Annotated in this window: 20 protein-coding genes, 4 tRNA genes and 1 other RNA gene; 17 read left to right on the top strand and 8 right to left on the bottom strand. The window is 72.0% G+C overall.

Features of this window, described 5'->3' with window-relative positions:
- Window positions 1-362 precede the first annotated feature (362 nt).
- The 8 genes from ACIQZN_RS33195 (at window position 363) to ACIQZN_RS33160 (ending at window position 5,029) form a co-directional block, all read left to right on the top strand.
- Window positions 363-698, top strand: a complete 336-nt coding sequence (locus ACIQZN_RS33195; protein ID WP_404002064.1) for an Lsr2 family protein — start codon at window positions 363-365, stop codon at window positions 696-698.
- 133 nt (window positions 699-831) lie between these two features.
- Window positions 832-903 (top strand) — tRNA-Gly (locus tag ACIQZN_RS33190).
- 79 nt (window positions 904-982) lie between these two features.
- Window positions 983-1,055, top strand: a tRNA-Gly gene (locus ACIQZN_RS33185).
- 173 nt (window positions 1,056-1,228) lie between these two features.
- Window positions 1,229-2,173, top strand: coding sequence for an ABC transporter ATP-binding protein (locus tag ACIQZN_RS33180; RefSeq protein ID WP_404002062.1), 945 nt, complete (start codon window positions 1,229-1,231; stop codon window positions 2,171-2,173).
- Entirely contained in the window at window positions 2,170-2,970 is an 801-nt protein-coding gene (locus ACIQZN_RS33175; RefSeq protein WP_404002059.1) for an ABC transporter permease, read from the top strand. The genes ACIQZN_RS33180 and ACIQZN_RS33175 overlap by 4 nt, the downstream gene beginning before the upstream one ends.
- 18 nt (window positions 2,971-2,988) lie before the next feature.
- Entirely contained in the window at window positions 2,989-4,320 is a 1,332-nt protein-coding gene (locus ACIQZN_RS33170; protein WP_404002146.1) for a sensor histidine kinase, read from the top strand.
- Between the two features lie 2 nt (window positions 4,321-4,322).
- Entirely contained in the window at window positions 4,323-4,934 is a 612-nt protein-coding gene (locus tag ACIQZN_RS33165; protein WP_404002057.1) for a response regulator, read from the top strand.
- Window positions 4,935-4,956: 22 nt separating this feature from the next.
- Window positions 4,957-5,029: transfer RNA gene (locus ACIQZN_RS33160), tRNA-Gly, on the top strand.
- Between the two features lie 49 nt (window positions 5,030-5,078).
- Here the strand turns inward: ACIQZN_RS33160 and ACIQZN_RS33155 are convergent.
- The 6 genes from ACIQZN_RS33155 to ffs all read right to left on the bottom strand — a co-directional run bounded on the left by ACIQZN_RS33155 (window position 5,079) and on the right by ffs (window position 13,444).
- Complete coding sequence (locus ACIQZN_RS33155) at window positions 5,079-5,993, bottom strand: phosphoribosylaminoimidazolesuccinocarboxamide synthase (protein WP_404002054.1); 915 nt, start codon at window positions 5,991-5,993, stop codon at window positions 5,079-5,081.
- 111 nt (window positions 5,994-6,104) lie between these two features.
- Window positions 6,105-7,556 carry a N,N-dimethylformamidase beta subunit family domain-containing protein gene (locus tag ACIQZN_RS33150; protein ID WP_404002051.1) on the bottom strand — a complete coding sequence of 484 codons (1,452 nt, stop codon included), beginning with the start codon at window positions 7,554-7,556 and terminating at the stop codon, window positions 6,105-6,107.
- Between the two features lie 194 nt (window positions 7,557-7,750).
- On the bottom strand, window positions 7,751-9,475 hold the full coding sequence (locus tag ACIQZN_RS33145; RefSeq protein WP_404002049.1) for a hypothetical protein: 1,725 nt from the start codon (window positions 9,473-9,475) through the stop codon (window positions 7,751-7,753).
- 241 nt (window positions 9,476-9,716) lie between these two features.
- Window positions 9,717-10,985 carry a phosphoribosylamine--glycine ligase gene (gene purD, locus ACIQZN_RS33140; protein ID WP_404002046.1) on the bottom strand — a complete coding sequence of 423 codons (1,269 nt, stop codon included), beginning with the start codon at window positions 10,983-10,985 and terminating at the stop codon, window positions 9,717-9,719.
- A gap of 70 nt (window positions 10,986-11,055) precedes the next feature.
- Complete coding sequence (locus ACIQZN_RS33135; protein WP_404002043.1) at window positions 11,056-13,284, bottom strand: DNA polymerase III subunit gamma and tau; 2,229 nt, start codon at window positions 13,282-13,284, stop codon at window positions 11,056-11,058.
- Between the two features lie 63 nt (window positions 13,285-13,347).
- Window positions 13,348-13,444: signal recognition particle sRNA small type (gene ffs, locus ACIQZN_RS33130), an RNA gene on the bottom strand.
- A 110-nt stretch (window positions 13,445-13,554) separates the two neighbouring features.
- Between ffs and ACIQZN_RS33125 the strand changes: the two genes are divergently transcribed.
- The 4 genes from ACIQZN_RS33125 to ACIQZN_RS33110 all read left to right on the top strand — a co-directional run bounded on the left by ACIQZN_RS33125 (window position 13,555) and on the right by ACIQZN_RS33110 (window position 17,096).
- Window positions 13,555-13,639, top strand: a tRNA-Ser gene (locus tag ACIQZN_RS33125).
- A gap of 278 nt (window positions 13,640-13,917) precedes the next feature.
- A complete protein-coding gene (locus ACIQZN_RS33120; RefSeq protein WP_404002040.1) occupies window positions 13,918-16,356 on the top strand; it encodes a helicase-associated domain-containing protein in 2,439 nt (812 codons plus the stop codon).
- Between the two features lie 105 nt (window positions 16,357-16,461).
- Window positions 16,462-16,677 carry a type II toxin-antitoxin system VapB family antitoxin gene (locus ACIQZN_RS33115; RefSeq protein WP_111336282.1) on the top strand — a complete coding sequence of 72 codons (216 nt, stop codon included), beginning with the start codon at window positions 16,462-16,464 and terminating at the stop codon, window positions 16,675-16,677.
- A complete protein-coding gene (locus tag ACIQZN_RS33110) occupies window positions 16,674-17,096 on the top strand; it encodes a PIN domain nuclease (RefSeq protein WP_124278040.1) in 423 nt (140 codons plus the stop codon). The genes ACIQZN_RS33115 and ACIQZN_RS33110 overlap by 4 nt, the downstream gene beginning before the upstream one ends.
- A gap of 287 nt (window positions 17,097-17,383) precedes the next feature.
- Here the strand turns inward: ACIQZN_RS33110 and ACIQZN_RS33105 are convergent, their stop codons facing one another.
- The gene (locus ACIQZN_RS33105) at window positions 17,384-18,829 is read right to left on the bottom strand and encodes a hypothetical protein (RefSeq protein ID WP_404002037.1); all 1,446 of its coding nucleotides are present in this window, start codon (window positions 18,827-18,829) and stop codon (window positions 17,384-17,386) included.
- A gap of 535 nt (window positions 18,830-19,364) precedes the next feature.
- Here ACIQZN_RS33105 and ACIQZN_RS33100 point away from each other — a divergent pair.
- Complete coding sequence (locus ACIQZN_RS33100; RefSeq protein ID WP_404002034.1) at window positions 19,365-20,258, top strand: phosphorothioated DNA-binding restriction endonuclease; 894 nt, start codon at window positions 19,365-19,367, stop codon at window positions 20,256-20,258.
- Between the two features lie 7 nt (window positions 20,259-20,265).
- Here the strand turns inward: ACIQZN_RS33100 and serS are convergent, their stop codons facing one another.
- Window positions 20,266-21,558 carry a serine--tRNA ligase gene (serS, locus tag ACIQZN_RS33095; RefSeq protein WP_404002031.1) on the bottom strand — a complete coding sequence of 431 codons (1,293 nt, stop codon included), beginning with the start codon at window positions 21,556-21,558 and terminating at the stop codon, window positions 20,266-20,268.
- Between the two features lie 280 nt (window positions 21,559-21,838).
- On the opposite strand from serS, the gene ACIQZN_RS33090 reads away from it, so the two are divergent.
- The 4 genes from ACIQZN_RS33090 (at window position 21,839) to ACIQZN_RS33075 (ending at window position 25,716) form a co-directional block, all read left to right on the top strand.
- Complete coding sequence (locus ACIQZN_RS33090; protein ID WP_404002028.1) at window positions 21,839-23,911, top strand: TerD family protein; 2,073 nt, start codon at window positions 21,839-21,841, stop codon at window positions 23,909-23,911.
- Window positions 23,912-24,004: 93 nt separating this feature from the next.
- The gene (locus ACIQZN_RS33085; protein WP_404002025.1) at window positions 24,005-24,625 is read left to right on the top strand and encodes an HhH-GPD-type base excision DNA repair protein; all 621 of its coding nucleotides are present in this window, start codon (window positions 24,005-24,007) and stop codon (window positions 24,623-24,625) included.
- 69 nt (window positions 24,626-24,694) lie between these two features.
- Complete coding sequence (locus tag ACIQZN_RS33080) at window positions 24,695-24,991, top strand: type II toxin-antitoxin system VapB family antitoxin (protein WP_018101777.1); 297 nt, start codon at window positions 24,695-24,697, stop codon at window positions 24,989-24,991.
- 128 nt (window positions 24,992-25,119) lie between these two features.
- Window positions 25,120-25,716 (top strand): LytR C-terminal domain-containing protein, encoded by a 597-nt coding sequence (locus ACIQZN_RS33075; protein ID WP_404002143.1) that lies wholly within the window; start codon window positions 25,120-25,122, stop codon window positions 25,714-25,716.
- Window positions 25,717-25,862 lie beyond the last annotated feature (146 nt).

Here is a 25,862-nt window from a genome sequence, read left to right as displayed (position 1 = left end):
GTGCGGCTGTTTCTCCGGAGGGGGTACCCCGGACCCCCGCGGGTCCACTCAGCGTACCTGGCCGGAAATTCTACGCGGGTAGATATCAATCGGGATAGATCACGCCCGGATATCGGCCGATCACCGGACGGCGGAAAAGCCGCGAAACAAATGCTCACGAGCGGCACACATAGCGGGCGGACACGCGGAGGTAATTGGACGGGCTTCACAATGCGGTCCCACTCGCTGTACAAATGATTACCGGGGAATGCAGCATTGCCCCGGAGCACCGACAACAGTCGGCCCGCATCCGCGCTCACAGCCGGAAGGCCGGCATCGGCGCATGTCAGACGCGTCGATGCCGTAGGAAAGGACCGATATCCGTGGCGCAGCGCGTAGTGGTCACACTCTCCGACGACATCGACGGGGGCACGGCGGCGGAAACGGTCACCTTCGCCCTGGACGGGAAGTCGTACGAGATCGACCTCAATCCGTCCAACGCAAAGAAACTGCGCAGCGCCCTGGCCCCGTACATGGCGGCCGGCCGCAAGCAGACAAATGCCGGCAAGCACGGCAAGGCTCCCGTTCCGTACCGGCACACCTCGCTCGCGCCCGACCCGGCGGCGGTGCGCGCCTGGGCGCGCTCGCACCGGATGGACGTGCCCGCCCGGGGTCGCATCCCGAAGAGCGTGTACGAGGCGTTCCAGGAAGCGAGTTGACCCGGCGACAGGTCCGGCCGGGTGCCGGCGGGAGGCCCGCGGGGGAGCCGACTTGCGCGACACCCCCGCAGGTCGGATAGAGTCTGGAACACGCCGAGGGGCGAGGCCGAAAAGGCCGAACCCCACGCAGCGTGCGGGTGTAGTTCAGTAGTAGAACATCCCCCTTCCAGGGGGAAGGCGCAGTGTGCAATTCCTGTCACCCGCTCTGCACGACTTGCAAGACCACTCCAGTGGATCAGGTAGAGTAGTGCTCGCTCCACCGGTGAAAGCCGAGTGGTTGCAATGCGGACGTAGCTCAGTTGGTAGAGCGCAACCTTGCCAAGGTTGAGGTCGCCAGTTCGAACCTGGTCGTCCGCTCAGAATACGAAGGCCCCGGTCGATTTCGACCGGGGCCTTCGTCATGTTCCCGTTCTCTTCCGGTCGGTTCCGTGTGTCTTCCCGGCCCGTGCGCCACCACCCATGACGTTTGTCATGAGTGGTGGTGACAGTCCGCACTGCCCCCGGCCCGGCGCGGACGGAAACCTGAAGACATGACCAGCGACGACATGTCCCGTGAGTGCGTGATCCAGGCGGAAGACGTCCGGCGCAGCTACGTCGGCGGTTTCGAGGCCGTGTCCGGCGTCTCCTTCTCCGTGGCCCGCGGCGAGCTCTTCGCCCTCCTCGGTACGAACGGCGCCGGCAAGACCTCCACCGTCGAACTCCTGGAGGGCCTCGCCCGGCCCGACGGCGGCACGGTCCGCGTGCTGGGCCACGACCCCTACGACGAGCGCGCGCGGGTCCGCCCGCGCATAGGCGTGATGCTCCAGGAGGGCGGCTTCCCGTCCGAGTTGTCGGTCACCGAGACGGTACGGATGTGGGCGGGCTGCACCAGCGGCGCCCGGCCCACCGGCGAGGCCCTGGAGCTGGTCGGGCTCGGCCACCGCGCCCGCGTGCGGGTCAAGCAGCTCTCGGGCGGTGAGCGGCGGCGGCTCGACCTGGCGCTGGCGCTGCTCGGCCGACCCGAGGTGCTCTTCCTGGACGAGCCGACCACCGGTCTCGACGCGGAGGGCCGCCGCGACACCTGGGCGCTGGTCCGCCGGCTCCAGGAGGACGGCACCACCGTGCTGCTCACCACGCACTATCTGGAGGAGGCCGAGGCTCTCGCGGACCGGCTGGCGATCATGCACCGCGGCCGGATCGTGACCGCGGGCACCACCGCCGAGGTGACGGCCGCCCGCCCCGCCCGCATCCGCTTCGAACTGCCCGAGGGCGTTCCGGCGGCACGGCTGCCCCTGGATCTCCGCGCCGCCGCCGAGGGCCCCCGGGTCGAGATACGGACGCACGGCCTCCAGGACACCCTGGCCGAACTCCTCCGCTGGGCCGCCGAGTCGGGCGTCCGGCTCCACGGGCTCGACGCCCGCTCCGCCTCCCTCGAAGAGGCGTTCCTCGACATCGCGCAGTCCGCCGCCGAAACCGAAGAGGTGCCCGTCCCATGACCATCGCGACCACCCCCTCCGCCGACCCCGCGCGCACGACGGCCGTGAGCCGGCTGACGGCCCTCGGCCGGGCCGAGCTGTCGCTGCTCGCCCGGAACAGGACGGCGATCTTCGTCGCGCTCCTCATGCCGGCGGCCATGATCATGGCGATGAAGTCGGCGTTCGAGAAGGTCGACCTCGACGGAACCGGGCTGACCGTCGCCGGTGCGGCGCTCATGGGCGGCGTCGGGACGGTGCTCATCCAGGCCGTCTACATGAACCTGGTCGCCGCCTACGTCGCCCGGCGCGAGGAGCTGGTCCTGAAGCGGCTGCGCACCGGCGAGGTCACCGACGGGGAGATCCTGGCCGGGACCGCCCTTCCGGCCGGCGCCCTCGCCCTGGCGCAGAGCGCGGTGATCATCGTCGCCGGTACGGCCTTCTTCGGCCTCGGCGCACCGGAACGCCCGGAACTGCTCGTGGCAGGGCTGCTGTTGGGTGTGGTGCTGCTGACGGGCCTGGCCGCGGTCACCTCCGTGATCACCCGCACCGTGCAGACCGCCCAGCTGACGACGCTGCCGCTGTTCCTCGTCTCGATGATGGGCTCGGGGCTCTTCATCCCGCTGGACATATTCCCCGACCGGCTCGCGGCCGTCTGCGGGTACCTGCCGCTGACCGGTGTGATGACCCTGGTCCGGGCCGGCTGGTTCGGCGGCTCCGAGGGCACCGACCTGCTCGGTGCCGCGTTGACCGGGCTGGTCTGGACGGCGCTGGCCGTGTTTGCTGTGCAGCGGTGGTTCCGCTGGGATCCCCGCCGCTGACGAGGAGGTTGGACCGTGATGCGCGTACGGGGCTGGTACCGCGGCTGGCAGGAGCGCAGCAAGATGGAGCGGATCGACCTGTACTCGCGGTTCACCATCTCCTGCATCCCCTGGCTCTTCGCCCTGGCCTGGCAGGGGGCGCCCTTCGACCACGACATCCGCCACGAACCGCTTCCGCTGGCCCTCGGCCTGGCGCTGCTGCTGGTGAGCCTCGCGCAGTGCCTCCTGAGCAACCGCAACCTGCACGCGTCGTATGCGAACTACTTGGGCCTCTCCGTCTTCCCGGGGCGGCGCCTGCTGGCCCCTGGGGTGCTTCTGGTGGTGGCCGTCGGGCTCTTGGCGGCCCTGGCCGGGGTGGACGGCGTCCGGGGCTCGGGGCTGCTGCTCATGACGTTGAACGCGCCGATGGCCCTGGTGATCACGCGGGTGCTCCTGGTGCCGGTCCGCCGCTTCCTGGTCGAGTCCCTCTGCCTCACCGCTCTGATCACCGGCGCCCTCGCGGTGGCCGGCGTCCGGGGCGGCATCCTGGCCGGAGTGGTGCCCTGCAGCCTCTTCGGCTGTGTGCTGGTCCTGATCTCGGTCCGGCCCAGCGCCTGGAGCATGAGCGTGATGTGGCAGGCCGAGCAGACCCGGGGCATACAGGCGAGGCTCGCCGTGGCGGAGGAACGGCTGCGGTTCGGGCGGGACATGCATGACGTGCTGGGCCGCAACCTCGCGGTCATCGCGCTCAAGAGCGAGCTGGCGGTGGAGCTCGCCCAGCGCGGCAGGCCGGAGGCGGTGGACCAGATGGTCGAGGTGCAGCGGATAGCGCGCGCCTCGCAACAGGAAGTGCGCGATGTGGTGCGCGGCTACCGCGAAGCCGACCTGAGCACGGAACTGGCCGGTGCGCAGGGCGTGTTGAGCGCCGCCGGCATCGAGTGCACGGTGACCGGCGACAGCGGCGAGGATCTGCCCGCGCCCGTGCAGTCGGCGCTCGGCTGGGTCGTCCGGGAGGCGGCCACCAACGTGCTGCGCCACGGCGACCCGCGCCACTGCCTGATCCGGGTGGGGGTCACCGCCGACGCCGTGGCGCTCCACGTGGAGAACGACGGCGCGACGCCTTCCGGGACGGCGCCCTCGCCCGCTTCCGACGGGCCGGGCTCCGGGCTGGCCGGTCTCCGCGAACGGCTTGCCGCGCTGGACGGCTCGCTGGAGGCGGGCCCGGCGAAGGGCGGCCTGTTCCGGCTGACGGCGACGATCCCGCTGGCGGCGATCCCGCCGGCACGCCGCGCGCCCCTGGTCCTGCGTCCCGCGGCCATGGTGGCCCCGGCAGTGATGATGAGGTCGCGATCCGGCCTCGTGGAGGAATGACGATGACCGCGGTACGGGTGCTGCTCGCCGATGACGAGCATCTGATCCGGGGCGCGCTCGCCGCCCTCCTCGCGCTGGAGGAGGACCTGGTGGTGGTCGCGGAGGCGGCGACGGGTCCGGAGGCACTTGCCATGGCGCGGGCCCACCGCCCGGATGTCGCGGTGCTCGACCTGGAGATGCCCGGGGCCGACGGTGTGAGCGTGGCCACATCGCTGCGGGCCGAACTGCCGGACTGCCGGACCATGATCGTGACCAGCCACGGCCGGCCCGGCCATCTCAAGCGGGCCCTCGCGGCGGGCGTGCGGGGCTTCGTGCCCAAGACCGTGAGCGCCCGCGAGCTGGCCGGCATCATCCGTACCGTGCGGGCCGGGAACCGTTACGTGGACCCGGAGTTGGCGGCCGACGCCATCGCCGCCGGGGATTCCCCGCTGACCGTGCGCGAGACCGAGGTGCTGGAGTTCGCGGTCGACGGTGCTCCGGTCTCGGAGATCGCGGAGCGGGCCTCGCTCTCCCAGGGGACCGTACGGAACTACCTGTCGTCGGCGGCGTCGAAGCTCGGGGCGGAAAACCGTCACGCGGCAGTGCGTCTCGCACGCGAGCGGGGTTGGGTATAGTAGGTCTCGCGCTTCGGCGCTTGCGGACGTAGCTCAGTTGGTAGAGCGCAACCTTGCCAAGGTTGAGGTCGCCAGTTCGAACCTGGTCGTCCGCTCAGATGAAAAGAAGCCCCCGGCCTTTCGGCCGGGGGCTTCTTCGTGGCGTTACTGCCAGGGCGTGCCGGTGAGGAGTTCGTACGCCTCGATGTACTTGGCCCGGGTCGCGTCCACGATCTCCTGGGGCAGCGGCGGCGGAGGCTGCTCGCTCTTGCGGTCCCAGCCGGAGGCCGGGGAGGTCAGCCAGTCGCGGACGAACTGCTTGTCGTACGACGGCTGGGCGTGGCCCGGCTCCCAGGTGGCGGCCGGCCAGAAGCGGGAGGAGTCCGGGGTCAGGACCTCGTCGGCGATGATCAGTTCCTCGCCGCCGTCGGCGGTGGGCGCGTAGCCGAACTCGAACTTCGTGTCCGCAAGGATGATCCCGCGCTCACGGGCGATGTCCCGGGCCCGGCCATAGACGTCCAGGGTGGTCCGGCGCAGCGCGACGGCGGTCTCCGTGCCGACCTGGCGGGCCACCTCCTCGTAACTCACGTTCTCGTCGTGGTCACCGACGGCGGCCTTGGTGGCGGGGGTGAAGATCGCGCCCGGGAGCTCGGAGCCGTCGACCAGGCCCTCGGGGAGCCCGATGCCGCAGACGGTGCGCGAGGCGTTGTACTCGACGAGGCCGGAGCCCGCCAGGTAGCCGCGGGCGACGCACTCGACCGGGACCATCCGCAGCGACTTGCAGATCATCGTGCGGCCCTCCCAGTCGTCGGGGGCACCGGCGGGCACCTCGGTCGACAGGACGTGGTTCGGCACGAGGTCGGCGAGCTGGTCGAACCACCACATCGAGAGGCGGGTCAGGACGCGGCCCTTGTCCGGGATCTCGGTCGGCAGCACCCAGTCGTACGCGGACATCCGGTCGCTGGCGACCATGACGAGGTCACCGGCCTCGTTCCGGTACAGGTCGCGCACCTTGCCGGTGTGCAGGTGGGTGAGTCCCGGCACCTGCACCGGCTCGGGCTTTTCTACGAATCCGGACACGCTGCCTCCGCGTACGTTGTTCCAAGAACCGTTCCGATTGTCCCGTATCCGGGAACGTCCGGCTGCGGAGGGGTGCCGTCCACGGGGAAGCGCGGGGTGGCCGCCCTCCGGTCAGGCGCGCTTGCAGATCCGGTCGAGGAGGTTGGCGGTGGCCTTCTGGATGCGGGGGTCCACATGGCCGGGGCGGTCCAGGGCAGGGGACCAGGCGAAGGTGCCCGAGGCGAAGACCAGCGCGCCGGACGGGGCCCGGTACAGAGAGGTCTCCTGGTGCCGCATCACGCCCTCGCTGTCCTGGTACGGGGAGTGGGCGAGCAGGATGCGGTTGTCGTGCTCCGGCAGCGTGGTGCGCGGGAAGTAGCGGTCGGCCTCGCCCGCCACCAGTCCCTCGATCTCGTCGCCCTCACCGGCGCCGGTCCCGTCCCACAGCCAGTGCTCCGCGTTCCGCACGACCAGGGGGTGGGGCTCGGGGACCCGGCCCGCGTACTGGATGCCGAGCAGCTGCTGCTCCGGGCGGTCGATCTCGCGCCAGAGCGCCGGCTTGCCGGGCCCCTGACGCTTGCGGCAGGTGAGCAGCCGGTCCGGCACCCCGGACGCCGAAGGCCCCAGGCTGACCTGCCAGTACATGGTGTTGGCGGAGAGGTAGACCAGCGAGGTGCCGTGCTCGCGGGCGCGTTCGGCGGCACGCCGCATCGGCACCGACCAGTACTCGTCGTGGCCCGGGAAGACGAGGCCCCGGTAGCGGGTGGGGTCGACCCGGCCCGCGTGCAGGTCGCGGGTGTCGGCGTAGGCGAGGTCGTAGCCGTAGCGCTCGGCCCAGCGGATGAAGTCGTACGCGTGCCCGACGTGCAGCGGGAGGCCGGCGCCCGCGTAGGGGCGGTCGAAGGAGACGGTGACCGCCGCGTCCTCCTCCCCCAGCAGCCGGCCCTCCTCGTCCCAGGCGTGGTAGAGGCTGGCGCCGGTCCGGCCGTCCTCCGGGTAGAGGTTGTACGCCTGCCACGTCACGTCCGGGAGGACGAGCAGCAGGTCCGCCGGGTGGTTGTCGCGGATCGTGAACGGGATGTGCGAGCGGTGGCCGTCGAGCGTGGTGAGCACGGCGACATACGCCCCGAGCGACCAGTAGCTGGGGATCTGCATGCGCCAGGACAGCCACCAGTGGTGGCAGGAGACCGTGCGGTCGGCGGTGAGGGGCGCCGGCTGGACGATGCCCGACAGGCGGGGGCTCGTGGTGATCTTCGAGGCGCCGTCGCCCCCGTAGTGGCCGATCCGGTAGACGTCCACGGAGAACTGCTGCGGCGGGTCCACCGTGATGTGGAAGTCGATCGCCTCACCGGGGGCCGCGGCGCCCGTGGAGGTGAAGCCCTTGATCTGCCGGCGCACGTCGTCGGCGGTGCGCGTGCCGCCGCCGGACAGGGTGGGGTCCGCGTACCAGGGCACGACCTGGCCGGTGTCGTCGAAGTAGTTCTCGCTGCCGCGCAGCCAGGGCAGCGGCCCCTGGCCGAAAGGGTCGGTCACGGCATGCGCCAGAGCACCCGATTCCCACCGACGGATCTGTTCCGCCCCCATTACGCTCCCCCTCCCTCAGGCCCCCGGATCAACAGTGGTGCGCCGTCAGTCAGCGCCGTTCCCCAGCACATCACATAACGCACGCACTCCGTCACCGTTCGTCATGAATTGACGTGAACGGAAGCTGGTGCTCCGGTTATGCGGTTGTTCTCGGCCATCCCGTCCGCCGCGTCCCATGTCGGCGGGGGCCTGTTTCAGACGAGGCGGACGGGCTTGTCGGTGCGTACGCCGACCGAGGCGAGCCAGGACCGCAGCGGTCCGGCGTCGCCGTCCTCGATCAGGCTGAGGACGGGGCTGCCGAGGTCCGCGCGGCGCTCGCCGTCGACCAGCAGTGTGGGCCCGTCGAGCCAGTCCAGGCCGGGCGCCGCGCCCGCCGTGTCCACGGCGGCGCAGCAGACCATGGCCGCGACGTGGTCGGCGAGCAGTTCGGTGCCTGTACGGGGCGGCTGGAGCGGGAAGAGGGGGAGCGGGTCGGGGCCCCAGAGGGCGAGGAGGTCGTCGCCGGGGACGGGGGTGCCTGCGCCTTGGTCGCCCGCACTCGCCGAGGCCGTGGAGCCGCTCCCGCCCGTGTCCGGGCCGGCCAGGTCGCCCGGCGCCGTCACCCGTGCCTCCGCCTGCGCCTCCTCGCGGGCCACGGCCGCGAGGATCCCGGCCGCCAGCTCCTCGCCTCCGGCCTCCCCCGCCTCCAGGTGCTCGACCACGCGGGCCAGCGTGGGCACCCCGCCGAGGGCGGCGGCGGGCGGAACGCCCATGGCGTCCAGGACGCGGTGCAGCCGGGCCGCCTCCGAGCGCCACTTCCGGTCGACCACCTCGTCCGGATACTGCTGCCAGTCCACCGGGGACCAGTCGGGGCCGGTCTCGGCGGGCCCGCCGTGGAAGAGCCGGGCCGCCAGCAGCGAGGCCGCCTCGTCGGCCGCCCCCGGCTCCTCCAGGAGGTCGCAGGCGGGCCGCTCGCCGAGCCGGGAGGCGTACCCCTCGGCCAGCCGGTCGCGGCGGGAGAGCTCGGTGAGCGCGGCGACGACGCCCGCGTCCAGCCGCGCGGGCCAGCGACCCATCCGCCAGGCGGGGAGGGCGACCCGGGTCAGCAGCCGGTCCCAGCCGGCGTAGGCGAGGCCCACCTGCTCCTGCGCGACGATCCGCAGCCCGTAGTCCACTTCCCGGGCGCGCGAGGACGCGGCGGCGGCGACCCCCCGCTCCATCTCCGCGGCATGACCGCGACAGCTGCGCAGCAGTATCCGGGCGATCCGCCCGACGAAGACGCGCGGCAGCCGCAGGGCCCGGCGCACCGGCCCCCGGGCGGGCGCGGCGGCATCGGCGACCGCCCCGTCCAGCCCCCGGACGAAGCGCCGGGCGGCGGCTATGTCGGGCTGGGCGGAGGCACTGGTGCCCGCCACGACCGGGGCGAGCAGGGCGCGCAGCTCGGCGACCCGCATCCACCACAGGAACGGTGAGCCGATGACCAGCACGGGGGCCGCCTCGGTCCGGCGGGCGGAGCCGCCGGATGCCGGATGCGTACGGTCCTCCAGCCAGCTGTCGCAGTCGGGGGTGAGGGCTATGGCCGAGGGCGCCGGCACGTCGAGCCGGTCCGCCAGCTCACGGACCAGGCGGTAGAGGTCGGGCGCCGCCGACTCGCTCAGCGGGACGGTCGGACTGACCGCCGGCTTCGCCCGTACGACCGCGAGCGCGACGGCTCCCGCGATCAGCAGGACCACGACCGCGCAGCCGGCCACGGCCCAGCGCGCCGCGTCCCAGCCGCCGCCGTCCGCGAACCCTCGCGCGCCCGCGGCGAACAGCACCACGGCCAGCGCGGCGGGCAGCAGCGCGACCGCCGTCGCCCTGCCGCGGATGCGCAGCAGGACGAGCGCCCGGGCCCTCGCTGCCCGCGCACCCGGCTCCTCACCCGTACCGGTACCGGACACGGCTGGACCTCACCCCCTCTGCCCCCACGGCGGTGTTGCTCACTCCCCCACTGTGGCACCCGCCTCTGACATCGCAATGCCGGTGGGCCAAGTGCCGGAACGCTTGCGCCGCACCCTAGTTGGGGGTGCGGCGGGCGTCATCCGGATGGCTCAGCCGTCACTCGATGGAATGGCTTTGGTCAAAGGTGTTGAGGTGCGGGCGGTCAGCGGGGTACGGGCCTGAGCCCGCCGTGCGTCCGGCTCAGGCTCCGGCGGCCGCCGCGTCCTCCGCGGCCTTCTTCGCGATGTCCGTACGGAGCTGGGAACCGTCGAGCCGGATCCGCGCCGCCGCCGCGTATGCGCGCTCGCGGGCGCCCGCGAGGTCGTCGGCGGTCGCGGTCACGGACAGCACGCGGCCGCCCGCGCTGACGATCGTGTCGCCGTCGCGCTGGGTGCCGGCGTGCAGCACGTACGCGTGCGGGGCGTCCTGCGCCGCGACCTCGTCCAGGCCCTCGATCGGGTCACCCGTGCGCGGGGTGCCCGGGTAGTTGTGCGAGGCGATGACCACGGTGACGGCGGCCTCGTCGCGCCACGCCAGGGGCGGGAGCTGGTCCAGGGTGCCGTTGGCGGAGCCGAGGAGCACACCGGCGAGCGGCGTCCGCAGGCGCGCCAGGACGACCTGGGTCTCCGGGTCGCCGAACCGGGCGTTGAACTCGATGACCCGCACACCGCGCGAGGTGATCGCGAGGCCCGCGTACAGCAGTCCCGAGAACGGCGTACCGCGCCTGCGCAGCTCGTCCACGGTCGGCTGGAGCACCGATTCCATGACCTCGTCGACCAGCTTGGGGTCGGCCCACGGCAGGGGGGAGTACGCGCCCATGCCGCCGGTGTTCGGGCCCTCGTCGCCGTCGAGCGCGCGCTTGAAGTCCTGGGCGGGCTGGAGCGGCAGCACGGTGGTGCCGTCGGTGATCGCGAAGAGGCTCACCTCGGGGCCGTCGAGGAACTCCTCGATGACCACCCGGTCGCAGGCCAGCGCGTGGGCGCGGGCCACCTCGACGTCCTCGGTCACGACGACGCCCTTGCCCGCGGCCAGACCGTCGTCCTTGACGACGTAGGGGGCGCCGAACGCGTCGAGCGCGCTGTCGATCTCGGCGGGCGTGGTGCACACGTAGCTGCGGGCGGTGGGCACGCCCGCCCCGGCCATGACGTCCTTGGCGAACGCCTTCGAGCCCTCCAGCTGCGCTGCGGCGCCGGACGGGCCGAAGCACGGGATGCCGGCGGCGCGCACCGAGTCGGCGACACCGGCGACGAGCGGCGCCTCCGGGCCGACGACCACCAGCCCGGCGCCCAGCTCGGCGGCAAGGCGCGCGACGGCGACGCCGTTGAGGGCGTCGACCGGGTGCAGTTCGGCCACCTCTGCGATGCCGGCGTTGCCGGGGGCGCAGTACAGATCGGTGACGTCGGGGTCGAGGGACAGAGAGCGGCACAGGGCGTGTTCGCGGGCGCCGCCGCCGATGACGAGGACCTTCACGGGGTGCAGCCTAGCCGCCGGGGCGCGGCGCCCTTGACGGCCGCCGGTCCGTGGACAGGGGGCGGCCCGCCTACTCGTTGTTGAACTCCTCGACCACCGTGGCACCCAGCTCGCGGACGATCAGCTCGTGCCCGGAGAGGGCGGAGTCGACCAGGTCGGGGTCGTCGGCCTCCGGGATGTCGTCCTCGGGGGCGACCGGCTTGGGCGCCTCGGGGGCCGCGTACGAGGCGGGCGGCGGCCCTGCCGGGGAGCCGGAGCCGGGGCCCGGCTGCTGCGGAGCGGGCGCGGGGGCCGGGGCGGGCGCGGGGGCGGCGGGCCGCTCGTACGACTGCGGCGCCGGCGCTGCGGGGCGCGGCGGCGCGGCGGGCGGCGGGCTGTACGGGCGCTGGCCGCCGCCGGACGGGGGCTGCGGGGGCTGTCCGGCGCCGCCCGACGGGTCGACGATCGCCTCGATCTTCCACTGGGCGTTGAACTGCTCCGCCAGCGCCTGCCGCAGCACGTCCTCGCTGCCGCTGCTCGTGAAGTTGTCCCGCGCACCGGCGTTGAGGAAGCCGATCTGCAGCGTGCTGCCGTCGAACCCGGTCACCTGGGCGTTCTGGCTGAGAAGGATCCACGTGAAACGTCGTCGGTTCTTCACCGCCTCCAGGATGTCGGGCCACATGGTGCGCACCTGGCCGGCGCCCTGCGCCATGCCCGGAGCGGTCGCGGACGCTGCGGGGGCTGCGGGCGCGCTCTGCGGGACCGGGGCCGCAGCCGGAGCAGGGGCCGGTGCGGGGGCCCGGCCGGGCGCGGCTGCGGTGGGCCAGCCACCGGGGCGGCGCCCCTGGTCCGGGGCGGACGCGGCGGCGGGCCAGGCACCGGGCCGCTGCCCGGCGGCGGGCGCCTCTGCGGGCGGCGGTGCCTGTACGGGGGCGGGGGGCGGGGTCTGGGGGGCGACCGGGGCCGGGGCGGGGGGCTGCGCGTCTCCCCGGGCGGCGGCGCGGGCGGCGGCGGGCCCGGCGTCCGGCTGGGGGGCGTGCGGGGCCGGGGTGGCCGGGGCCGGGGCGTGCGGGACGGGTGCGTGCGGGGCCGGGGCGTGGGCGAGGGCCTCCGGGCCTGGCACGTAACCCATGGCGGGGCCGGGGCCGGTGGTGGCGAAGGAGGCGCCCCGCTCCAGCCGGTCCAGCCGGGCCTGCATGGAGCGCTCGTCGTCGAAGGCGGCGGGCAGCAGGACGCGGGCGCAGATGAGCTCGACCTGGAGGCGTGGCGAGGTGGCACCGCGCATCTCCGTAAGCCCCTCGTTGACCAGATCGGCGGCGCGGCTCAGCTCGGCGGCCCCGAACACGGACGCCTGGGCCTGCATCCGCTCCACGACGTCGGCGGGGGCGTCGATCAGCCCCTTCTCGCCGGCGTCCGGCACGGCGGCGAGGATCACCAGGTCGCGCAGCCGCTCCAGCAGGTCGGCGACGAAACGGCGCGGGTCGTTGCCGCCCTCGATGACCCGGTCCACGACCTCGAAGGCCGCGGCCCCGTCGCCCGCCGCGAAGGCGTCCACGATCGAGTCGAGCAGGGAGCCGTCCGTATAGCCGAGCAGTGCCGTCGCCATGGCGTACGTCACACCCTCGTCGCCCGCACCGGCGAGCAGCTGGTCCATGACGGACATCGAGTCACGCACGGACCCGGCGCCGGCGCGCACGACGAGCGGCAGGACGCCGTCGTCCACGTGGCTGTTCTCCCGGCCGCAGACCTCGGCGAGGTAATCGCGCAGGGTCCCGGGGGGCACGAGGCGGAACGGGTAGTGATGCGTACGCGACCGGATGGTCCCGATGACCTTCTCGGGCTCCGTGGTCGCGAAGATGAACTTCAGGTGCTCCGGCGGCTCCTCCACCACCTTCAGCAGGGCGTTGAACCCCGCCGACGTCACCATGTGCGCCTCGTCGATGATGTAGATCTTGTAACGACTCGACGCGGGCCCGAAGAACGCCTTCTCCCGCAGATCACGGGCATCGTCCACGCCACCGTGCGAAGCGGCGTCGATCTCGATCACATCGATGGACCCCGGCCCGTTGCGCGCCAGGTCCTGGCAGGACTGGCACTCCCCGCAGGGCGTGGGCGTGGGCCCCTGCTCGCAGTTCAGACAGCGGGCCAGGATGCGCGCACTCGTCGTCTTGCCGCAGCCTCGCGGGCCGCTGAACAGGTACGCGTGATTGACCCGGTTGTTCCGCAGGGCCTGCTGGAGCGGGTCAGTGACATGCTCCTGACCGATGACCTCGGCGAACGACTCGGGGCGGTAGCGGCGGTACAGCGCAAGGGACGACACACCTACGAGGTTATCGGGGCGCACTGACAACCGGCCCCGACCGTGACCCGCACCACCCGGAAACGCAAGGGCCCCCCACGCACCCGCCAGAGCCAACCTACCCTTGCTGCCTTCCGGCCCTGGGGGAGTTCAGTCAGATAGCGCCACGTGAGGGGCTGACGCCCACCTTAACCGATCCCCACCCCCACAAGTCCACCTCGACCACCGCCCCGACCCCTCACCGGGGAACGGGTTCGCGAGCACTCCTCAACGTCTTGTATTGTTTGCGGCGGAGGATTCGCCTAGTGGCCTAGGGCGCACGCTTGGAAAGCGTGTTGGGGGCAACCCCTCACGAGTTCGAATCTCGTATCCTCCGCAGTCGCCTGAACAGGCGAAACGAAGAACCCGGACCGCTTCGGCGGCCGGGTTCTTCGGCATGTCCTGGTCTCAGTTCCAGTCTCGCTTATCTCAGGCATTCGCGACATCTCGTACGGCGTGCCAGGGTCGCCCGCACTCCATCCCGTCGACAAGCGCCCTCTGCGGGTGAACTACCCACCGGATGGCGACGGTGGACCCGTCGAATGCGCGATTCTTGGCTCCGCTGGGGGCCGCCCCGGTCCCCAGCCGTGTTCCCGGCCTCGCGAGGTGTGCCGCATGACGTCCCGATCCACGCTGACGGCCTGGTTGGCCGGTCTCGACGCGCCACGGCTGTCGCGCGTACTCGGGATACGTAAGGACACCCTGGCGCCACCGGAGCCACGTTCCATGGAGGAGTCGGCGGAACGTCTTCTGCGGCCAGGCTCGGTGGCGCTCGTCCTGCCACAGCTACCGCTGCCCTGCCTCCAAGTGGCCGAGACCCTGGCCGCCTTGGGAACTCCCCTGTCGCGCGGCGCCCTGGCGAGGGCGCTGGGAGCGACGGCACCCACCGCCTCTCGGGAACTGGACGCCGTTCTGGAGGCTCTGGCCGATCACGCGCTGGTCTGGCCGGACGGCGCCGGGAACCTCCACATGGTCGCCCCCTTGCGGCAGGCGTGGGGCGCGCCCCTCGGGCTGGACGCACCGCTGGAGGAGCTACTGGAAGGCGTGACCTCCGAGGAACTGCGCGGCATGCTCGTGGAGCTGGGCATCAAGCCGCCCGGCACCAGGCGGCAGCGCACGGCCGCCGTCCTGGAACACCATGGCGATCCGCAGCGCGTCGCCGCAGTGATCGCGCAGGCACCTCCGGCCGCCTGGCAGTTGCTGCAGCGACGGGCGAAGTCCGCACCACAGGAAACTGAATTCGTCGTGTTCGGGGCTGCCATGGCCGACGTCCCGCCGGGAGAGCGATGGGCCCTGGACAGGGGGTTCCTGATCCCCGACCGCCACGGATTCGGGCCGGGCCGCATGCCCGCCGAAGTGACACTCGCGCTGCGCGGGCCGGACTGGAGTGCCCCGTTCGATCCCGTACCGCCCGTGGCGGAGCTGGTGCCCGTCCCCGCGGTGGAGGTGGAACGGGAGGCAACCGCAGCTGCCACAGCCTTCGCGATCCACGCCGCCTCGGTCCTGTCGGCCTGCTCGGCGGCCCCACCGGTCCGGCTGAAGTCCGGCGGGATCGGCGCGCGTGAACTGGGGCGGATCGGCAAGGCCGCGCAGGCCGACGACGCGGTGGTACGCATCACCCTGGAGGTCGCCTACTCGGTCGGTTTGCTGGGCGCCGACGGCGACCGCATCGCACCCACCGCGGTATACGACACCTGGGCGGCGCAGGAGCCTGCAGCGCAGTTCGCCGACCTGCTTCACGCATGGTGGAACCTGCAGCTCACTCCTTCGCAGTCCCGCGACGAGGACAACAAGTCGCTTGCCGCCGTGGCCGGGGCCCCTCGCTGCGGCGCCTGCCTGCAGGCCCGGCGCGGGCTGCTCGAAGCGGCGACAGCGCTTCCGGAAAGCCAGGGTGTGCGGGTCGGCACCGATCTGGGTCCGCTCGTGGCCTGGCACCGTCCGCTCGCCCACCCGTCGTTCCATGACGAGACGCCCTTCGCCGCAGCGGTCCGCGAGGCCGAGCTGACGGGCGTCATCGCCCGAGGCGCTCTTTCCCGGCTCGGTGCGGCCCTGGCGACCGGCGACCGGGAGAAACTGGCCGTCGCATGTCGGCGGCTGCTGCCGGAGGCCACGAGAACAGCCCGGTTCGGCGGCGACCTCACCGCCGTCGTCGCCGGCACGCCCTCCGTGCGCCTGGCCGAGCTCCTGGATTCGACCGCCGACCGGGAGAGCAGTGGCACGGCCTCGGTATGGCGGTTCAGCGGCGACAGCGTTCGCCGCGCCCTGGACACCGGCCGCACTCCGGACGAGATCTCGGCCGAGCTGACCGCCGTCGCCGACGGGCCCCTGCCGCAGCCCTTGTCCTATCTCATCGCCGACACCGCCCGTCGGCACGGCCGCATGCGCATCGCCCCCGCCGGCTGTGTCATCCACAGCGGCGAACCCGCGCTCGTGGCCGAGCTCGCCGCCCACCGGGCACTCGCCGCACTCGGGCTGCGACAGCTCGCCCCGACGGTGCTCGTCAGCGGCAGCTCGCCCGACAAGACCCTCGCCGCGCTCCGGGAGCAGGGCTATGCGCCTGTCGCCGAGGCCGCGGACGGAACCGTATGCATCGAGAGGGTGCCGCCTCGGCGGGCCGCCGAGGTTCCGGCCCCCCGGAAGGCCACCACGAGGGCCGGCACCGGACGCTCACCACACCGAACGGCGGAGGCGCCCGCAGTCGACCCGTCCGCGGTGGCGGCCCGGTTGCTGATCACCCCACCGACCGTTCCGGAGCCCGATCCATTCGGCACCGGGGTTCCCTTCGGCACGGACACCGAAGAGATCGTCGCCGGATACGCAAAGCATCTGCCGTACACCGACGTCCGCCAGCTGGCACACGCCATCGACACGGGCACGGCCATCACCGTCGAGTACGTCGCCGCCTCGGGCAGCCGCACCGTGCGCACCCTCAGCTGCCTCGAACTCGACCCGCCCTACCTGGAAGCGTTGTGCCGCCTTCGAAACGCCGATCGTGTCTTCACCCTCTCCCGCATCCAAGGCGTCATGCCGGCGTGGGCAGACGACCTGGCGTAACGCCCACGCCGAGGCGCGGCGGCCTCACTCCCCGACGAAAGCCGGGACACCTGTCATCCATCGATATATAGTTGATGGCACAGGTGATATCAGGAGGTATGCCCCATGAGTCGAACCGTGATCGACCTCGACGACGAGCTGCTGGCCGATGTCGCCCGAGCGCTCGGCACCAGCACCAAGAAGGAGACGGTCAACACCGCGCTGCGCGAGGTACTGGAGAACCGGCGGAGGGCGCTCGCACTCGCTCGACTGCGCGCGGCCTCCGCCGACGGTGCCTTCGACCTGGAGCTCTTCCAGAAGAAGGGTGACTACCGCCGGTGAACGCCGCGCAGTTCCTGATCGACACCAGCGCCCTGGCACGCCTCATGCGCACCGATGCCGAGCAGTTCGGCTGGGACCAGGCAGCCGCCGCCGGACTCATCGCGACGTGCCCGATCACGGAACTCGAATTCTTCTACAGCGCCCGCTCCGCGGCAGACCGCGCTCAAGGCATCGAGGACATGCGTCTGCTGTTCGGATGGGTGCCGGTCGATGACCGCGCCTACGACCGCGCCTGGCAGGTACAGGAAGCGCTCACCAAGCGAGGACAACACCGCAGTGCCGGAGCCGTGGATCTGGTCGTGGCCGCTACGGCGGAACTGCAAGGGCTGACGCTCCTGCACTGCGACCGCGATTTCGAATGCATCGCGACGGTCACCGGCCAGGCCCTTCAGTGGTACGGACCGGACGCCGGCAAGTAAGGGAGAAGGACGCCGAACTCCCACTGTTCGCAGTCTCACTTCTGGTCTCATTCACACCTGTCCTCCCCTGTCCGGACGGGGCCGCCCCGAACGTTCCGCCGCAGGTCAGGACACCCCTGACCCCCACCGGACCCCCATACGAACATTTGGAAAGCGTGTTGGGGGCAACCCCTCACGAGTTCGAATCTCGTATCCTCCGCCATTGCTCTCACCGGGCAATACGTCGAAGGCCCCCGCAGCTCGCTGCGGGGGCCTTCGACGCGTTCGGGCTCTGGCGGATTGCCCGGTCACCCGTTGCCGATGCGCAGGATGCCGGTGATGGTGCCCTGGTAGATCACGCCGCCGGGGGCGATGGAGCCGACCATCTGGAGGGTGTCGTAGAGGGAGCTCGTGCCGAGGTAGTGGGTGCGGACGGTCTTGCCGGTCGCGGGGTCGATCTCGGCGTAGAAGAACGAGTCGAGGATCGAGGTGGTGTCGGTGAAGGGGAGGGCGGGGGCGCGGACGACCGTGTGGATGAGGCCGTCCGCAGTGGACAGCCGGGGTACGGCCGCCGAGCGGATCTTGGTGTCCCACTTCAGGTCGCAGCCGGATCCGTCCGCGCGTACGTCGACGCGGCTGAGGCCGCCCTTGAAGTCGGCGGAGGCCGGAGTGGACGGGCCCGCGTCGTCGGGGAGCGCGGGGTAGGGGTATCCGTAGGTGCTCGCGACGAAGACGGAGTTGCCGGCGCCTACCGGGGAGTTCTCGCTGCCGCTGCCACCGGTCCGGAGAACGGGGACGGAGCACACCTGGGCACCGGTGTCCGTGCGGTAGACGAGCAGGTTCTCGGTGGGGGCGGCGTTGTCCACGACCGTGAGGTAGTCGGTGCCGGTGCGAGGGCCGAAGAACGTCGGGGTGGAGCCGGTGCCCCAGCTGAGCTGGCCGGGCTTGCGCGCGGGCCCTCGGTCGTAGGGCTGCCGCCAGGCGATGCCGGGAACGCCGTCGTCCCCGGCGGTGAGCAGATAGGTGGCCTGCGTGGTCGCCACGGCGGTGCCGGCGGGCGCCGTCGAGATGGAGTTGTCGACGCGTTCCCCGGCGGGGAGCGTCAGGGCGTGGACGGCGCCCGTGCGGTCGTCGGCCGTGCCCACGATGCCGCCGCCGGTGGCGAACCAGACGCGGCCCTGCCAGTCCGGGGAGATGCCGGTGACCCCGTCCCCTTCCGGTACGGCCGACGTCAGCGACAGCGAGTTGGCGACGTACAGCTCCCAGCCACCGGAGGCCGTCCGGCGGTGGGCGATGCGCAGCAGGGTGCGGTCGCCGTCCACCGCGACCAGCCGGTCCTGGTGGTCGAGGTACGCGTAGACCCCGCCGAGCAGCGAGCCCTTGGCGATCTTCAGCTGGGCCAGCGAGTCGCCGGTCGCCGGGTCGAGCAGGTGCACGGTGGGGACCTGGCCGAGGATCGGCGTGCACAACGCCACCGGGTATCCGTCGGCGCCGACCAGGACGGTCGGGCAGGCCGACTGCAGGGCGACGCGCCTGGAGGCCAGCGGTCCGGTGCCCGGGCCTGCCAGCGGGGTGGCGTCGGACGAGCCGGTGTCGCCGTGCATGGTCGCGGTGCCCTGAGGCCCCGCGTACGGGTTGTGCGGTGGGAGCGGGTCGAAGACCGTGGCGGCCTGCGCCGGGAAGGCGGACCCCAACGCGAGCAGAGCGGTGGCACCGAGCACGGCGGCGCGCGGGAACAACGGGAGACGCGGCATGGCGATGTCCAATCGGGCGAGTAACACGCGGGCCGGCCGGGAAGGGGCCGGCTTACGGGACCGGGAAAGCGACGCCCTCGGCCGTCCCGCATCACTACCCGCGCCGGACATCGGATCGGGTGGGCCCGGCACGAAACGACGTCCGCGCGGTACGGACCGGAAGCGGTCAGCGACGGGGGCGCGGCGGCAAGGGCCGAGAGGAAGGGAACGGCTGCCCGGCTGAGGTCGGGCCGGCTACGTCAGCGACACAGCGCGCTGGACTGCCGACAGCAGTCGACGTGGCGACGGATCACCAGCAGGACGGGTGCGTAACCGCTGCCTGCCATATCTGTCATGAACATGGATCGTAGTGCCCAAGTCCCCTTGGACAAACGCCGTTCCGTATCGCGGACGGTGTACGGACAACCGGTTTCGGTCCGCAGGCTCCGGCACCTGACGTGGGAGGCGTCGATGGGGCTGATCCGCCGGACAGCCGTGTGCCATGATCGGCGGTGTTTCGCAGAGCTTGGCCCTCACGAGGAGATCCGGCTGACGCATGGACTGGCTGGAACGTACTGCGACCCTGCGGCAGTGGACCCGGAGTGGGGTTCGGGCGTCGCACAAGCCGTTGTTGGTGTTGTACGCGCTTGCGCGGTTTCAGCGGGATGCCTCGGGGGAACTGCGGTACAGCTCCGTGGAGGCGGATCTGAAGCGGCTGCTCGACGAGTACGGGCCGGGGCGGCCGACGACGCCCGCGTACCCGTTCCACCATCTCGTGAGTGACGGGGTGTGGGAGGTGCGCACCGATCATGGGGCGGGGAGTCCCGGCACCGGCGTACGGGAGTTGCGGGCGACCGGGGCGACCGGGCGGCTGGTGCCGGAGTTGCGGGACGCGTTGCGGCGGGAGCCGTCGTTGCTCGGGCGGATGGCTCGGGTGCTGCTCGACCTCAACTTCCCGCCCTCCCTGCACGACGAGTTGTGCGAGGCGGTCGGGCTGGAGCTCCAGCCGGCCGAGATCGCGGAGGCGGGGGCGGCCGCGCGTCGGGGGCGGGATCCGCGGATGCGGGAGAGGGTGCTGACGGCGTACGAGTACCGGTGCGCGTTCTGCGGGTACGACGGGCGGATCGGAGCGGTTCCCGTAGGACTTGAGGCCGCGCATGTGCGGTGGTGGGCGTTCGACGGGCCGGACGAGGTCGAGAACGGGCTCTGCCTCTGCTCCCTGCATCACAAGCTGCTCGACAAGGGCGTCCTCGGCCTCGGCGCCGACGACCGCGTCCTCGTCTCGCAGAGCTTCGTCGGCCACAGCGCGGCGGCCGGCGCGCACGTCATAGCGCTCGCCGGCCGCCCGCTCCTCGGGCCGCAGCCCTCCGCCGCCCCGGTCGCCCCGGCGCACCGCGCCTGGCACGCGCGCGAGGTGTTCCACGGCGTGCCGCGCGCGGCGGCCGGCTGAGCCCCCGCTACGCCTCCGGCGTCCCGTCCGGCGTGATGCGGCGGAAGCCGAGGTACGGGGTCAGGGCCTCGGGCAGGACGAGGGAGCCGTCCTCCTGCTGGCACTGCTCCAGGAGGGCGGCCAAGGTGCGGCCGATCGGGAGGCCGGAGCCGTTGAGCGTGGCGACGAGCTTGGGCTTGCCGTTCTCGTCGCGGGTGCGGATATGGGCGCGACGGGCCTGGAACGTACCGAAGTTGGAGACCGAGGAGATCTCGCGGTACGTGTTCTGGCTCGGGATCCAGACCTCGATGTCGTACGTGAGCTGCGCCGAGAAGCCCGTGTCGCCGGCGGCGAGCATGACGACGCGGTAGGAGAGGCCGAGCTCCTTCAGGCACGCCTCGGCGTGGCCGACCATCCGCTCCAGCTCCGCGTCGGCCTCCGCCGGGTCGACGATGCGCACCATCTCGACCTTGGAGAACTGGTGCTGGCGGATCAGGCCCCGGGTGTCCCGGCCGTACGAACCCGCCTCGGACCGGAAGCACGGGGTTTGGGCGGTCAGGGCGAGGGGAAGCTCGGCGGGCGGGATGATCTCGTCGGCGTACAGGTTGGTCAGCGGGACCTCGGCCGTCGGGATGAGGAACAGCTCGCGGTCGGCCACCCCCGTCTTGAACAGGTCCTCCTCGAACTTCGGGAGCTGTCCGGTGCCGGTCATGGTCTTACGGGTGACCAGGTACGGGACCGAGTGCTCCACGTAGCCGTGGCGGCGGGTGTGCAGGTCGAGGAAGAGGGTCGCCAGGGCGCGTTCCAGGGCCGCGCCGGCGCCGCGCGTCACCGCGAAGCGGGGGCCCGAGAGCTTGGTCGCCCGGGCGAAGTCGAGGATGCCCGTCGCCTCGCCGAGGTCGACGTGGTCCTTCGGCTCGAAGGAGAACACCGGCGGCGTGCCCACGCGCCTGACCTCGACCGCGTCGGCGTCGCTGGCTCCGTCGGGGGCCTCGTCGGCCGGGAGGTTGGGGATGCCGAGGAGCAGGTCGCGCAGCTGCTCCTGGACCTGCTCCTGGTCCGCGTCGATGTCCCGGATCTCGTCCTTCAGCTCGCGGGCGCGCTCCTTCAGCTTGGTGATGTCACCGCCCTGACGTGCCGTCTGCTGGACCTCGCTCGCCACCCGCTTGGACTCCGCACGCAGCTCGTCGGCCGAGCGGATGTTCTGGTTGCGCCGGGACTGGAGGTCCTCCAGCGCGGGCAGGTCCAGCGTGTAACCGCGACGAGCGAGCCGGCGTACCGCTTCGGCACCCATGTCGATCAGGGCGCGGGCATCATGCATGAGGAAGATCCTTCTGGTCCGGCGAACGGGTCGGTGCGTTGTCGCACCGACGGTAGCAATCAACGCACCGCGCGCGACCCGCAATATCGGCGGGACGGCCCCGCCGGCTCCGCGCGGACCACAATCGGACTTCACGATTCCTTCACGGGTAGTCCATACGGGGGATACGGTTCTCCCGTGTGCGGCGAGTTGCGCTGTGTCACGGAACAACCTGCTGCCGTCGCCAGGGCACGACCCGACGCGGCCGCGCGTCTGGGCCGAAAGGTCCTAGGGGGACTGCATGCGTGAGATGACCAAGGGTGCCAACGTCGGGCTGGCGGACCTCAGCGACGATGCCGGCACGGTCATCGCGAGCCTGAGCTGGAGCAGCACCGCCGGGGACGGTGACGCGGACGTGTCCGTGCTCCTGCTGGACGCCGGCGGCAAGGTCCGGGGCGACGCGGACTTCTTCTACTACAACAACCCCGCAGCGGCCGACGGCAGCGTGCAGCTGCTGGGCAAGACGCCGACGGACGGCGGCAGCGAGGACCGCATCAGCCTCGACCTGACCGCCGTCCCCGAGGACGTCGAGCGCCTGGTCGTCGCCGCGAGCCGGTACGGCGGCTCCCGCTTCGGCGACCTGGACGACCTGCGGATGACCGTCGCGGACCGGTCCGGCGAGATGCTGCTCGGCTTCTCGATCGGCGACGCGTCCGTGGAGAGCGCCTTCATCTTCGGCGAGCTGTACCGGCGCGGTACGGAGTGGAAGTACCGGGCCGTCGGCCAGGGTTACGAGACCGGGCTCGCCGGCCTCGCCACGGACTTCGGCATCGATGTGGACGACGAGGGCGAGAACGAGGCGGCGGACGCGGTTGCGGACCCGGGCGACGGGGAAGGCACCGCGACCGCCGTCGAGTCCCCCGGTGCCCCGCAGCCGCTCCCCGCCGTTCCCGCGCAGCCGGGCCCGCACACCACGGCGGTCGAAGAACAGCCGGCCCCCGCCCCCAAGCGCCCCCGCGCCCGCACGGCGAAGAAGAAGGTGACCCTGCCCGCCGTCGCCACGAAGTCGCTCGCCGAGAACGACTCCTGGCGGGCCGCCCGGCTCTTCCCCGCATCGAACCTCAAGAGCGACAAGGAGCGCGAGGTCCGGGCGACCTCCGTGCTGCTGTCCGTGATGGCGCAGGTGCCGGAGTTCGGGCGCCGGCTCACCGCCGCCTTCGGGGCCCCGGCAGGGCGCATGCAGACCTTCACCGAGGTCTCCCTCCCGCACGGCGACACCCCGAAGCGTCCTGACGGGGTGATCCGGGTCGAGCGAGCGGGGAAGCTGTGGACCGCGCTCGTGGAGACGAAGACCAACGGGAACGCGCTGAGGTCGGAGCAGGTCCAGAACTACATGGACATCGCCGCCCGCCGCGGCTACGAGGCGGTGGTCACGCTCTCCAACGACGTGGCGCTGGAGGGCAGCCCACTGGTCGACGTCAAGACCGACGGGCGACGCAAGCACAAGGTGGCCCTGTGGCACCTGTCGTGGGCGGAGGTGGCGCACCAGGCCCAGATGCTCATCCGGCACGAGGGCGTGGGCAACGCCGCCCACGCGTGGCTCCTCCAGGAGCTGCTGCACTACCTCCAGCACGAGAACTCCGGCTGCCACGGCTTCCAGAACATGGGCCCCTCCTGGGTGCCCGTGCGCAACGGCATCGACGAGGAGACGCTCAGCCAGGGCGACCCGCGCGCCGTGGAGGTCGTGGAGAGCTGGGAACGGCTCATCCGCCAGGTCTGCCTGCGGATCGGCGGCGAGCTGGGGCAGAAGGCCCTGCCCGTCCAGCGCACCCAGCGCGGCACCACCGCCCTCTCCCGGCGCGCGACGCACGCCGAGCGGCTCTGCGAGGAGGGGAGGCTCGCCGCCGAACTGCGGGTGGACGGCTCGCCCGGCACCATCACGATCGTCGCCGACCTGCGGACCGGGAAGCTGCGCACCTCGGTGGAGATCCCGGTGCCCGAGGGCGCCTACCCGCTGACGTCGGCCAAGCGCCTGATGCGGCAGCTCGCCGAGGCACCCGCCGATCTCCACGTCGAGACGCTGGTCGAGGGCCAGAGCGGCCCGCGCGGCACCCTGGAACGCCTCCGCCCGGAGCCCGGCGACATGCTTCCCCGCGACGGCGGCCGGATCACCGGATTCCGGCTCTCGCTCTTCAAGAGCATGGGCGCCACACGGGGCAACGCGGAGACCGGGTTCATCCGCAGCGTCGACAACGCCGTGGACCGCTTTCACTCGCACGTGATCGCCCACCTCGCGCAGGCCGAGCGCCGCACCCGCCGCACGGCGGCCCAGGAGCCGGGAAGTGCCCCCGTCCCGGCGCCCGTGGGGGCCTGAACCGGCCCCCGCTGACCGGCAAACGGCTGCAAACCGCTCGGCCGACGGTGGTTGTGCTGGCCGTCGCCCCCGGCGCTCGCCATGATGCCGCCCATGACCAAGAGCGACGATGGCCGAGACATCACCCTCCGGATCGCCCAGGAGCCGGCGGCGGACGAGCTTCTCGCACGCAGTCCGCTCGCCGCCCTGGTGGGCATGCTGCTCGACCAGCAGGTGCCCATGGAGTGGGCCTTCGCGGGCCCGCACGCCCTGGCGCAGCGCATGGGCAAGGACGATCTGGACGCCCATGAGATCGCCTCGTACGACCCGGAGGCGTTCACCGGACTGTTCACCGCCAAACCCGCGCTGCACCGCTATCCGGGTTCGATGGCCAAGCGGGTGCAGCAGCTGTGCCAGTTCCTGGTGGCGCAGTACGACGGTGAGGCGGCCGCCGTGTGGAACGACGCCGCGACCGGGGCGGAGCTGCGCCGGCGGCTCAACGCCCTGCCCGGGTTCGGTACGCAGAAGGCGCAGATCTTCCTCGCGCTCCTCGGCAAGCAGTTCGGGGTACGCCCGCCGGGCTGGCGGGAGGCCGCGGGGCCATACGGGGAGGAGGGCTCGCACCGGTCCGTCGCGGACATCACCGGCCCCGAGTCACTGGCCGAGGTGCGCGCGTTCAAGCAGGAGGCCAAGCAGGCGGCGAAGGCCGCGAAAGCCGCGGCGAAGGGCAAGTGAGCCTTCTCGCACGCCGCGTGGTGGCAATCGTGGCTGCGCCCGGTGGCTCCTGACCGGTAGGCTTTCCGTGTGATCTTCAAGCGCATCGGAAATGGGAAGCCTTATCCCGACCACGGCCGGGAAAGCACCCGGCAGTGGGCGGATGTCGCGCCGCGCCCGGTCCGCCTCGACCAGCTCGTCACCACCAAGGGCCAGCTGGACCTCGAAACGCTGCTCGCCGAGGACTCCACGTTCTACGGCGACCTCTTCGCGCACGTCGTGAAGTGGCAGGGCGACCTCTACCTGGAGGACGGGCTGCACCGCGCGGTCCGTGCCGCGCTCCAGCAGCGCCAGGTGCTGCACGCCCGCGTCCTCGAACTGGGTTAGGACGACGCCCGCACCGGGTTCGTTCGGGTGTTTTCCCACCCGGACGGGTGCGATCCATTGATCATTTAGTAGGCATCATCACCGGGTCGCACTACGCTGCGCCCATGAGCATGCTCACTCCCCCCGGCATGGGCGGAAAATACCGCATCACGGGTGACAAGTACCCCCGCATGCGACGCCCCCGCCGCCGCAGCAAAGTGGTCCTCGCGACCCTCGCCTCCGTGGTCGCCCTCGGGCTGGCCGGATGGGGCACCTTGCAGCTCATCGATGTCTTCACGGGCGGCGACAAGACGGCCAGTGCCGCCGACCGGACCGAGCGCTGCCCGTCCCCGGAGGCGTCGAAACCCGCCAAGGTGCTGCCGCAGCCCGCGAAGATCACGGTCAACGTCTACAACGCGACCACCCGCGGCGGTCTCGCCAAGGCGGCCGCCGACGAGCTGAAGAAGCGCGGGTTCAAGATCGGCGAGGTGGGGAACGCCCCCGCCGCGTACGACAAGAAGGTGCCGGGTACGGGCATCCTGCTCGGTGCCCCGGCCGCCACCGACGGCACGTTCCCGGTGCTGGGCGCCCAGCTTCCCGGGGCCACGACGAAGACCGACGCCCGCAAGAACGGGGCGGTCGATCTGATCATCGGCAAGAAGTTCACCGCGTTCAGCAAGCCGCAGGCGGCCGCCTCCGCGCTGTCCGCGCTGACGAAGCCCGCCCCGGCGCCCTCCTCCTGCTGACTGCTGACTGCTGAGGACGCCGCCGGGGCGGGACCGCCGGAGGACGCCCTAGTTGTTCTGTCCGAGGAGGTTGTGGACGGGTGAGTTATATCTCGGCTGAGGGATCTTGAACGGGTGAGGGCCTTCCGGGTTCGGTGTGGATTGCG

The sequence above is a fragment of the Streptomyces sp. NPDC097595 genome (genome assembly GCF_044761525.1).
Taxonomy (GTDB): Bacteria; Actinomycetota; Actinomycetes; order Streptomycetales; family Streptomycetaceae; genus Streptomyces; species Streptomyces drozdowiczii_A.
Note: the sequence above shows the minus strand (reverse complement) of the source record. Positions and strands in the feature narration are given on the sequence as shown.

Excerpts from the sequence above, each read along its gene's own strand:
- serS (WP_404002031.1), bottom strand. The coding sequence starts at position 21,558 with ATGCATGATGCCCGCGCCCTGATCGACATGGGTGCCGAAGCGGTACGC.
- ACIQZN_RS33165 (WP_404002057.1), top strand. The coding sequence starts at position 4,323 with ATGACCGCGGTACGGGTGCTGCTCGCCGATGACGAGCATCTGATCCGG.
- ACIQZN_RS33180 (WP_404002062.1), top strand. The coding sequence starts at position 1,229 with ATGACCAGCGACGACATGTCCCGTGAGTGCGTGATCCAGGCGGAAGAC.
- ACIQZN_RS33090 (WP_404002028.1), top strand. The coding sequence starts at position 21,839 with ATGCGTGAGATGACCAAGGGTGCCAACGTCGGGCTGGCGGACCTCAGC.
- ACIQZN_RS33170 (WP_404002146.1), top strand. The coding sequence starts at position 2,989 with ATGCGCGTACGGGGCTGGTACCGCGGCTGGCAGGAGCGCAGCAAGATG.
- ACIQZN_RS33150 (WP_404002051.1), bottom strand. The coding sequence starts at position 7,556 with ATGGGGGCGGAACAGATCCGTCGGTGGGAATCGGGTGCTCTGGCGCAT.
- ACIQZN_RS33175 (WP_404002059.1), top strand. The coding sequence starts at position 2,170 with ATGACCATCGCGACCACCCCCTCCGCCGACCCCGCGCGCACGACGGCC.
- ACIQZN_RS33120 (WP_404002040.1), top strand. The coding sequence starts at position 13,918 with ATGACGTCCCGATCCACGCTGACGGCCTGGTTGGCCGGTCTCGACGCG.
- ACIQZN_RS33100 (WP_404002034.1), top strand. The coding sequence starts at position 19,365 with ATGGACTGGCTGGAACGTACTGCGACCCTGCGGCAGTGGACCCGGAGT.
- ACIQZN_RS33085 (WP_404002025.1), top strand. The coding sequence starts at position 24,005 with ATGACCAAGAGCGACGATGGCCGAGACATCACCCTCCGGATCGCCCAG.
- ACIQZN_RS33075 (WP_404002143.1), top strand. The coding sequence starts at position 25,120 with ATGGGCGGAAAATACCGCATCACGGGTGACAAGTACCCCCGCATGCGA.
- ACIQZN_RS33115 (WP_111336282.1), top strand. The coding sequence starts at position 16,462 with ATGAGTCGAACCGTGATCGACCTCGACGACGAGCTGCTGGCCGATGTC.
- ACIQZN_RS33105 (WP_404002037.1), bottom strand. The coding sequence starts at position 18,829 with ATGCCGCGTCTCCCGTTGTTCCCGCGCGCCGCCGTGCTCGGTGCCACC.